The organism is Phenylobacterium sp., assembly GCF_044358365.1.
Classification (GTDB): domain Bacteria; phylum Pseudomonadota; class Alphaproteobacteria; order Caulobacterales; family Caulobacteraceae; genus Phenylobacterium.
In genome coordinates this window covers 1-9,617 of record NZ_JBIKNZ010000096.1, presented here as the reverse complement: position 1 = coordinate 9,617, position 9,617 = coordinate 1, and the positions used below count along the sequence as shown (strand labels likewise).

10 protein-coding genes are annotated in these 9,617 nt (G+C 64.8%); 3 read left to right on the top strand and 7 right to left on the bottom strand.

Translation table 11 applies throughout. The features are described 5' to 3' along the window. The first annotated feature begins 10 nt into the window (after nt 1-10). Nucleotides 11-463: a DUF1826 domain-containing protein gene (locus ACIQ3B_RS17080; protein ID WP_397404710.1), complete on the top strand. Its 453-nt coding sequence runs from the start codon at nt 11-13 to the stop codon at nt 461-463. 11 nt (nt 464-474) lie between these two features. Here the strand turns inward: ACIQ3B_RS17080 and ACIQ3B_RS17075 are convergent, their stop codons facing one another. Continuing rightward, a complete protein-coding gene (locus tag ACIQ3B_RS17075) occupies nt 475-1,632 on the bottom strand; it encodes an iron-containing alcohol dehydrogenase family protein (RefSeq protein ID WP_397404708.1) in 1,158 nt (385 codons plus the stop codon). Between the two features lie 22 nt (nt 1,633-1,654). Then, nucleotides 1,655-1,945: a hypothetical protein gene (locus ACIQ3B_RS17070; protein WP_397404707.1), complete on the bottom strand. Its 291-nt coding sequence runs from the start codon at nt 1,943-1,945 to the stop codon at nt 1,655-1,657. Between the two features lie 106 nt (nt 1,946-2,051). Here ACIQ3B_RS17070 and ACIQ3B_RS17065 point away from each other — a divergent pair, with 106 nt between their 5' ends. After that, nucleotides 2,052-3,644, top strand: a complete 1,593-nt coding sequence (locus ACIQ3B_RS17065) for an alkaline phosphatase D family protein (RefSeq protein ID WP_397404705.1) — start codon at nt 2,052-2,054, stop codon at nt 3,642-3,644. On the opposite strand, the gene ACIQ3B_RS17060 is transcribed toward ACIQ3B_RS17065, so the two are convergent. From ACIQ3B_RS17060 to zigA, 5 genes are all read right to left on the bottom strand, one after another. Next, the gene (locus ACIQ3B_RS17060) at nt 3,530-4,075 is read right to left on the bottom strand and encodes a Fur family transcriptional regulator (protein WP_397404703.1); all 546 of its coding nucleotides are present in this window, start codon (nt 4,073-4,075) and stop codon (nt 3,530-3,532) included. The two genes, ACIQ3B_RS17065 and ACIQ3B_RS17060, sit on opposite strands and share 115 nt — an antisense overlap. A gap of 161 nt (nt 4,076-4,236) precedes the next feature. Beyond that, nucleotides 4,237-4,992 carry a hypothetical protein gene (locus ACIQ3B_RS17055; protein ID WP_397404701.1) on the bottom strand — a complete coding sequence of 252 codons (756 nt, stop codon included), beginning with the start codon at nt 4,990-4,992 and terminating at the stop codon, nt 4,237-4,239. A 47-nt stretch (nt 4,993-5,039) separates the two neighbouring features. After that, complete coding sequence (locus tag ACIQ3B_RS17050) at nt 5,040-6,008, bottom strand: CobW family GTP-binding protein (protein WP_397404699.1); 969 nt, start codon at nt 6,006-6,008, stop codon at nt 5,040-5,042. Between the two features lies 1 nt (nt 6,009). Further along, complete coding sequence (locus ACIQ3B_RS17045; protein ID WP_397404697.1) at nt 6,010-6,444, bottom strand: MerC domain-containing protein; 435 nt, start codon at nt 6,442-6,444, stop codon at nt 6,010-6,012. A gap of 148 nt (nt 6,445-6,592) precedes the next feature. Continuing rightward, nucleotides 6,593-7,798: a zinc metallochaperone GTPase ZigA gene (gene zigA / locus ACIQ3B_RS17040; RefSeq protein WP_397404695.1), complete on the bottom strand. Its 1,206-nt coding sequence runs from the start codon at nt 7,796-7,798 to the stop codon at nt 6,593-6,595. A gap of 593 nt (nt 7,799-8,391) precedes the next feature. On the opposite strand from zigA, the gene ACIQ3B_RS17035 reads away from it, so the two are divergent. Further along, nucleotides 8,392-9,617, top strand: a 1,226-nt coding sequence (locus tag ACIQ3B_RS17035; RefSeq protein WP_397404693.1) for an Ig-like domain-containing protein, incomplete at its 3' end; no start/stop codon positions are given.

The window sequence follows — 9,617 nt, the reverse complement described above, 5'->3', positions numbered from 1 at the left end:
GGGGGAGGCCATATCAGCCCTGGTCGCGCCGACCGCCGCGCTCGCGCCAGCCGGCCAGCTCCTGATCCGGGACATAGAAGAGCTCGCAAGCCGGTTCCTGGTGCTAAGTCAGTGCGCCCTCGTCGATTTAAGGCTGGAGGCGGTGGACGACGACGCCTGCGCTGGATTTCATCGAGACCAGCTGAGCCTGCGTTTGGTCACTACATATCGTGGGCCCGGGACCCAATGGGTCACACCTGCCAATGCGGAATCAGCCCTTCGTGAAAGGCAGGCCTATCGTGGCCCATTGGAGACCTTTCCAGATCGAGCCGTCGGCGTGTTCCGAGGGAGCTGTGCGAAAGATGCCGAGGGGCTGACGCACCGCTCTCCGCCAATCGAAGGGACGGGGCAGACACGCCTGCTCCTGTCCCTCGGCCCTCCGACTGCGACTTCGCCGGAGCCATGGCTCACGACCTGCCGCTAGCTCGCCGCGCCCTACCAGGCGGCGCGGTAAAGCGCCTCAAAGGCCGCGAGGTCGGGCCGCTTCGGGTTGGAATAGTTGACCCCATCGGCGGCCGCGTCGGCAACCAGTAGCGGCAGGAGGTCATCTGTCCCTCCAAGATCCCGGATTGTGCGAGCGATGCCGATATCATTGCGCAAGGCGACGATGGCGACGATGGCCGCCCGGGCGTTATCGACTTCGGATCCTCCGGCGACCGCGACGCCCATGGCCTGGGCGATCTCCGCGTACTTCGCTGATCGGACCTCCAGATTGTAGTCCATCACATGAGGCAGCATGGTTGCGAGGGTCTGTCCGTGCGCGGCGTTCAAACGGGCTGACAGAGCGTGCCCCGTGCCATGAGCGCTGCCAAGGCCCGAGACATTGAATGCGATAGCCGCCATACTGGAGGCCAGCATCATCTGCGACCGGGCTTCGAGATCGGCGCCGTCTTCCACGGCCCTCCGCAGATACCTCGATACGATCCGGATCGCTTCAAGCGCCACGGCGTCAGAGTAGGGTGTGGTTCGGGCGGAGGTGAAGGCCTCCACAGCGTGGGTCAAGACATCGAATCCGCAGGTCGCGGTAGGATAGCGCGGCAGCCCGAGCGTCAACTTCGGATCAAGTATCGAGACAGCCGGCACGATGCTCGGATGCATCACATAGGTCTTGCGGCCCAACTCGGTGTTGGTGATGACGCAGGCCGAGTTCGTCTCCGACCCCGTTCCAGCGGTCGTCGCCACAGCGATGACCGGCGCTCCGCGCACCTTGGGCGGGGCGGACTGAAGTTCTGCGACCGTGCCGCCATTGGGGCCAAGCAGCGCGATCGCCTTTCCACAATCCATGGCCGAGCCACCGCCAATCGCGACAACCACTGCCTCTCCCAGCGCCCGAAGTCGCTCTGCTCCGGCCATCACATTGATATCGGTGGGATTGGCAGACACACCATCGAAGATCTCGAAGTGGACCCCATCCGCGGCTAGCTTTTCCAGCATGGGCATGATCGCACCGCTGGCGACCAGGCCTGTGTCGGTGACCACAAGGGCAGCCGAATGCCCCAAAGCCTTTACATGGCTGCCGAGAGAAAGGCTGGCGTCGACGCCGAAGACGAGACTGGGCAGGGGGCGGATCTGGAAATTCTGGATCGAAAGCATCTGGCGGTCCTTCAATAGTGGATCACGAATTCAGCCGGCCGCAACCTGACTGGCGAAGGGTGGCTGCCGCCTCCTCGAAGAGACGTGAGAGGCGCTGAGGCGCGACACACCCGAGACCTACATCCGTCGCGGTTCCGATCAGGGCCTCAATGACCGCATCGACCGGAATCCACTGATCTCCCGCGGCCTGGACCGCCTCGCCAAGCAGATGCCGGGCTCGGCGAACATCGTCCGCATGCACCTCGAGGATGAGGTTCTTCGCTTCCTCGGGGTCCAGCAGCCGGTCCAACACCGTCTCTCCATCCACAGGCATCGACGATTCCCCAAATGTGACGTCAACGCGCCTTATATGTTATGATATAATATTACACCTAAAGCCCCAGAGCCAAGCCCGCAAACTAGATTAAGGAGTCCATCCGATGAGTCTCAGGTCGGCTGGCAGGAACCCGCCTCGACGCTCGGTCTTGACCGGGGCTGCCAGCGCGATCCTCGCGCCGCTCCTGCCGGGCTGTGCACATCGCCTGTCGACGCCCACCTCCGCAGCCTCCCCGTTCACCCTGGGGGTGGCGAGCGGTTCGCCTTCGCCGGACGGCTTTGTTCTCTGGACGAGGCTCGCCCCGCTGCCCTTGGCCAGCGACGGCCGGGGCGGCATGTCGGGAGCCGTCGATATCCGATATGAAATCGCGACCGATCCGCAGATGCGCACGATCGTGCGCGCTGGCGAAACGACTGCCGACCCCGTGTATGCCCACGCCGTTCATCTGGAGGTCGGCGGGCTTCGACCGGACCGCCCATACTGGTATCGATTCGTCGCCAAAGGACACGCGAGCGCCGTCGGGCGCGCCCGCACGACTCCCGCCCCTGGCGCGCCTGCGTCAGGGCTAAGGTTCGTCTTCGCGTCCTGCTCACATTGGGAGTCTGGCTGGTTCAGCGCCTATCGGCATATGGCCCACGAGACGCCCGACCTGGTGCTCTTTCTCGGAGACTACATCTACGAGTACAGCCATCGCGGCGAGCGGGCCGCGAACCTGGTGCGCCGCCACGAACGGGAAGCTGACGCGATCTCGCTCGCCGACTATCGGAACCGCTACGCACTCTACCGAACGGACCCCGACCTGCAGGCTCTTCATGCTGTCGCGCCTTGCCTGGCAACCTGGGATGACCACGAGGTCCACAATGACTATGCCAACCGCTGGTCACAGGATTTTGGCGTTTCCGAGCGCGAATTTCTGCGCCGCCGTGCCGCAGCCTACCGGGCGTTCTACGAGCATATGCCCCTGCGGCGGTCCGCACGGCCACGGGGCCCCGACATGCGGATTTTTGGGCAAACCCGTTACGGCGACCTGGCGGCGTTCAACGTCCTGGACGGCCGGCAACACCGCTCGCCCCAGCCCTGTCCGACGCCGAAATCGAGACGGGGCCATGTGGACAACTGTGCCGACCTCCTCGATCCGAACCGCAGCATGCTGGGTCCCCCTCAGGAAGCATGGCTACAGGATCGCTTCCGGCGGTCGGGAACACGATGGACGATCATGGCGCAGAATCTGTTGGTCGCCCGCCTGGAACAGGCGGCTCCGAACGGCGACCTCGGACACTTTACCGACGGCTGGGATGGCTATCAGGCTAATCGTACGCGAATGCTGGATGGCCTCGCCGCGTCCGGCGCCCGCAACCCTGTCTTCCTGGCAGGGGACATTCACTCTTCCTGGGCCAACGATCTGAAGGCGGACTTCCGCAATCCCAACTCCGGGACTATCGCCAGCGAGTTCGTGGCGCCCGGCGTCACCGCTGACAGCCCGCGGGCCGCCGCTTTCAAGGATGTCCAGGTCCGAAACCCTCACATCAGGTTCGTGGATCTGAAGGCCCATGGGTATGTTTCCGTCGACCTGAAGCCGTCTCATATGGAAACGGCATTTCGCGCGATATCGGACCGGCGCGACCAACTGGCAACCGTCTCTACCCTGAGGCGCTTTGTCGTTGAAGATGGCCGAGCAGGCCTGATCCCCGTCTGATGTCCATCCGGCTTGCGAATTTCAGCCCTGGCAGCGTGCGCACGACCGTGAGCCTCTATCGTGAGGACCGAAGACATGAACGCGCTCTGACTGGCGAACGACGCCAGCACGATTTCCGTCGGCGTCGAAACTTCCTCAACGGCGCCGCAGCAGCCGCAGATCAGGAATGACGCCACGTGGCCATCATTCTCACCATGGCACGCGACATAGGCGTTGATACTGGAAATGCGGTGGGCAATTCCCAGTTCGACCAGGGCATCGAGAGCGCGATAGACGGTCGGCGGCGCCGTCGCGGCGCCTACTTTGAATTCGCCAAGCGGATCGTAGGCCTTTACCGGCCTCCCTGTGTTGAACAGAAGCTCCAGGGCCCGCTCCCGTTGCGCTGTCCAGCGCAGGCCAGCGGCCTCGCAACGGGTTCTCGCATCCGACATGACAGCCGACAGGGCCGCCTTGCTGGGCTTTGGGCCATGCCCGTGATGGCAGGCCTCAGCTGGCGCGGCGTTCTGCATTATCGGTGCAACCTAGCGTCGGCCGATGACCATTCGAAAGGATTTCCCGCGCACCGAAGGCGGCCCGGGATGGCGTCGGACCTTCAAGGCGCGCCAGGTCTCACCCGTTGGCGGCCCCACAACAGCAACGCCACCACCGCTAGCGCCATGGAAACGCCCATGCCCATGAACAGGTCATCCGAGACTGAGCCTTCGTCCGCAATCAGTTTGCCGGCCAGAGCATACAGGGCCATCCCGAACGACATGGCGACGATGAGCCAGCCGACGCCTCTGCGGTAACGCCGCACACGGTCGACGTCACCCCGGTCGCGGAGGAGTGTCGCTACGATCCGGCTGTCGGCGGTGTCGGTCAGAATCATGCCGACGGCGAAGACCGCGGCAACCACCATTGCGCCGCTGACGCCCGCGGTCGACGAAGCCGCGAGACCCCAGGCCGCAGCCTGCGTCGCGGTGTCGAAGACCAGACCGAACACGATGCCAACCATCACCACCGCCAGCGGATGAGAACTATCCCGGAGGGCCCCGGGGATCAGACCCTGGCGCCACCCGACCGGCGCATAGGCGCCCGGGCGTCGCAGGGCGAGCAGATTGAGGCTCCCGACAAGAACAAGCAGGACAATGACCGCCCAGTCGACCGCCGAGGAGACCCACGCAGGCAACACGAACCGGGGGGTCAGGGCTGCCGCGCCCACAGCGACGGCCGCGACTGCCAGGCTGTGGCCGATCGCGAACAGCGTGCCTATCCACGGGGCCCATCGTGGTCTCTCCTCCGCCGCACGAAAGGTCAGGTTGTCCACCACTGCGATGTGGTCCGGATCCAGTCCGTGCCTCAGGCCCAATAGCAGAATGAGCCCCAGAGCCGGCCCCGTTAGAATTTCCGGGGCGCTCAACGGACGGCGCAGGCTTCAAAGCCCGCTCGCAGTTGTTCAGCGGGAAGGTCGCGGCCGATGAACACCGCTCGCGACACGCGCGCCTCATCGTCGCGCCAGGGCCGCTGAAGGTCCACGTCCAGCAGCATGTGCACCCCTTGGAAGACGAGGCGGCGTTCCTGGCCTGCGATGTGGAGAATGCCCTTCCAGCGAAGAATGCCCTGCCCGAGGTCAGACGCGATCAACGAGACCCACGCCCGCGCACGACGGGAGTCCAGCGGCCGGTCCATGCTCATGGAAACCGACACCACGGCGTCATCGTGCTGGTGATCGTCCTCGCCCAGGAAGCTCGGTTCAATCTCCAGAATGCGGTCCAGATCGAAGCCGCCGAGATCCAGCACCTCTCCGACGTCAATTGCGCAGTTGGCGGTGGGAACGATCCGCGCGGTCGGATTCATTCGTCCAAGCAGCGTGCGCAGACGGACCACCTCATCAGCGGATACCAGATCGACCTTGTTGAGCAGGATCAGGTCGGCAAAGGCGATCTGTTCCGCAGCCTCATGGCTGTCGGCCAGCCTGGCCTCGAGGTGCTTGGCGTCGACGACCGTGACGATCGCGTCGAGCCGGGTCCTCTGGCGCACTTCGTCATCGACAAAGAAAGTCTGCGCCACCGGGGCCGGATCGGCCAGCCCTGTCGTCTCGATCAGGATCCCGTCAAAGCCACCCTTGCGCTTCATTAGTCCACTGAGGATCCGGATCAGATCGCCTCGCACGGTGCAGCAGATGCATCCGTTGTTCATCTCGAACACTTCCTCATCGACCCCCACGACGAGGTCGTTGTCGATCCCAAGTTCGCCGAACTCGTTGACGATCACTGCGAAACGCCTGCCGTGATTCTCGGTAAGGATGCGGTTGAGTAGTGTTGTCTTTCCAGAGCCAAGATAGCCAGTGAGCACGGTGACAGGGATGGTGGCGTGAGACGGCATCTCAGAGATCTCCGGTGGGGGATGGTCGCGCGCCGTCCCGATGGCCCGCGGCGCACCCTGCCTCGGCCGCGCGCGCCCGGCGCAGCCAGTTCCACAGGTGAGCTCCGGCGAGGCAGAGGCTGCCAGCAACGGTCATCGTCGTTTCCGCCTCCTCTGTCGCCGCGATGAAGGCGCCCGACAGGAGGAGGGTGAGGCCACAGACCGCCAGGCAGAGCACAGCTCCCGACCGCCGCTGCCTGTTCGCTCTGGGGAGCATCGCCAGGCCGGAAAGCGGCACGGCGACGACGACGAACAGGCCGTGCACCCATTCGGCTTCCGCCCACGCGCCAAGTACCGGCAACAGGGCGGCGGCAACCGGCAGGAGCAGGCAGTGCGCCAGACAGAGGCCAGACAGGCCGATGGCCGACCCATCCAGCAGACGATCGGTTGTGCTCACGCGACGCCGCTCTCGATCGCTTCACAGGTATGACGCGGCGGCGGAGTGTCTTCTCGAGGCTCGCAACAGTCGCAGTGGACATGCAGGGCGATCACGATCCCCGGTGGAGTGTCGGGATGGGGACGGGGGTCTAGGTTCTGGGGCGACATCACGCGACCTCGATTTCGCGGCCCCACGTAGGGAAGGGGTCAGGCAGCCGGGCCCAGGCCTTCACGCCGCGCTGTACTTCACCAGGCGTCAACAGCGCACTGTCCAGCATCGCGGTCAGGTCCGTCTGATCCATATCCTTGCCGATGAGCACCAGTTCCTGCCGCCGGTCGCCGTGCGGCGCACGCCAAACGGCATCCAGGGCTGCGCGCGATTCCATATCCTGAGGCCGCCGCTCTGGAGGAATCGTCGCCCACCAATAGCCGCCCCATTCGTGCGAGACGACCGCGCCGGCCTGGCTCCAGGTCCCGACCTGATCCATGCGGGTCGCCAGCCAGAAGAATCCCTTGGATCGCCAGACCCCCGGCCAGGCGCGGTTGAACACCGTCATCAGCCGTCCTGGGTGGAACGGCCGACGGGCGCGATAGACAAAGCTGGTCACGCCGTACTCTTCGGTTTCCGGCGTCTTCCCGAATTCCAGGGCCTGCCGCCAGCCAGCCGCGCTCTGGGCCTTCAGCATATTGAACCGGCCGGTGTTGAGCACCTCAGACAGAGGGACGCAGCCGTTCTCGGACGGGACGATGCGCGCACCTGGGTTCAGGACGCGGCAGATGGCCTCGACCTCTGCCAGCGCCTGCGGCGTTACGAGATCGACCTTGCTGAGCACGATGACATCCGCAAATTCGATCTGGTCGACCAGCAGGTTCACCACAGTCCGCGTGTCGGTCTCACCCAGGCTCTCGCCCCGGTCGGCGAGGAAATCGCGGCTGGCGTAGTCGCGGTGAAAATTGAACGCATCGACCACGGTCACGAGGGTGTCCAGTCGTGACACGTCGCGTAGCGAATCACCGGACTCCTCGATGAAATCGAAGGTCGCCGCCACGGGCATAGGCTCAGAAATCCCTGTGGACTCAATCAGCAGGTAGTCGAACCGCTTCTCGCCCGCCAGCCGTCGCACCTCTGCGAGAAGGTCCTCACGCAACGTGCAGCAGATGCAGCCGTTGCTCATCTCCACCAGGCTCGCCTCGGTCCGGGAGAGACCGGCGTCCCCGCCTCGGACCAGAGCCGCGTCGATGTTGACCTCGCTCATGTCGTTGACGATCACCGCCACCCGCTTACCCTCGCGGTTGCGGAGGATATGGTTCAACAGGGTGGTCTTGCCCGCCCCAAGGAAGCCCGACAGCACTGTCACCGGCAGCTGGCGCATAGATACGCTCCGCACTTGATACGTTATGTTATAACATATCATCATTTTCGTGACGCGCAATGAAAATCAGCTCCTGCAGAGGACCTGACAACTTCACCAAACACGGTCGAGGAAGCCCCCTCCCCGACCCGGCGCTCTCGCAGCGGCGGACGCAGCGCCCCACAACTTGTGAGCTGCGGCCCGGAACTGGCGAAGGGGCGATCGGCGGATCAGGTGAGGCTGACGGTTGAAGGTGCTGTGGATCGGAGCGTGGGTGGCGAGAAACCTCTGGGCTGAGTTCTGAGACGTGAACTTCTGTTGCTTCCGCTCCCGTCGTCGCGATGGCCTTTGTCTGCTCAGGAGCTAGGGGTAGAGGCCATATGCCAAATGTATCGATCCGCATTGTCGCCGTCAGGGTCTGCGGCTTGCGGTCTCGGAGGCGCCAACTTCCTCACCTTTTAACGGCCTAGCAACTACGCGGGGCGGAACATGACTCGAAGTCTGCAATCCATAACCCGGGCCTGTCACTCGGCAGTTGTTCGTTCGATACCCGACGTATGCGGTCCATCAGCCGCTCGGATCTGGGGCACCCAGAGCAGAGGAAAGATAGGCTTGTGACGGCTCCCACAGTGAACATCGTCGTGTCGGATGTGGCGCTGGCGGCAGGGGAGACATCCCTGGTCACCTTCACCTTCTCGGAAGCCGTGCTGGCCTTCGACAACATGGACATAGCGGTGGCGAACGGGACGCTCAGCGCGGTCGCCTCGGCCGACGGCGGCATCACCTGGACCGCGACGCTCACGCCCACCGCCGACCTGACCGCCACCACCAACGTCATCGCGGTAGATCTCAACGGCGTGACGGATAGCGTCGGAACGCCCGGCGTGGGCACGACGGACTCCAACAACTACGCCATTGATACGGTCCGGCCGACCGCGACCATCGCCGTGACCGACACGGCCCTGGCGGCGGGCGAGACCTCGGCGGTGACCATCACCTTCTCCGAGGCGGTGACCGGCTTCACCAACGCCGACCTGACCATCGCCAACGGTACGCTGAGCGCGGTCGCCTCGGCCGACGGCGGCATCACCTGGACCGCGACGCTCACGCCGACCGCGAACCTGACCGACACCACCAACGTCATCACCCTCGCGAACACCGGCGTCGCCGACGCCGCCGGCAACGCCGGGACCGGCGCGACGGACTCCAACAACTACGTCATCGATACGGTGCGACTGACCGCGACCATCGCGGTGGCCGATACGACCCTGGCGGCGGGCGAGACCTCGGCGGTGACCATCACCTTCTCCGAGGCGGTAACCGGCTTCACCAACGCCGACCTGACCATCGCCAACGGCACGCTGAGCGCGGTCGCCTCGGCCGACGGCGGCATCACCTGGACCGCGACCTTGACGCCGAACGGCGACGTGACCGACACCACCAACGTCATCACCCTCGCGAACAGCGGCGTCGCCGACACCGCCGGCAACGCCGGGACCGGCACGACGAACTCCAACAACTACGCCATCGATTCGGCGCGGCCGACCGCGACCATCGCGGTGGCCGATACGGCCCTGCTGACGGGCGAGACCTCGGCGGTGACCATCACCTTCTCCGAGGCGGTAACCGGCTTCACCAACGCCGACCTGACCATCGCCAACGGCACGCTGAGCGCGGTCGCCTCGGCCGACGGCGGCATCACCTGGACCGCGCCCTTGACGCCGAACGGCGACGTGACCGACACCACCAACGTCATCACCCTCGCGAACAGCGGCGTCGCCGACACCGCCGGCAACGCCGGGACCGGCACGACGAACTCCAACAACTACGCCATCGATTC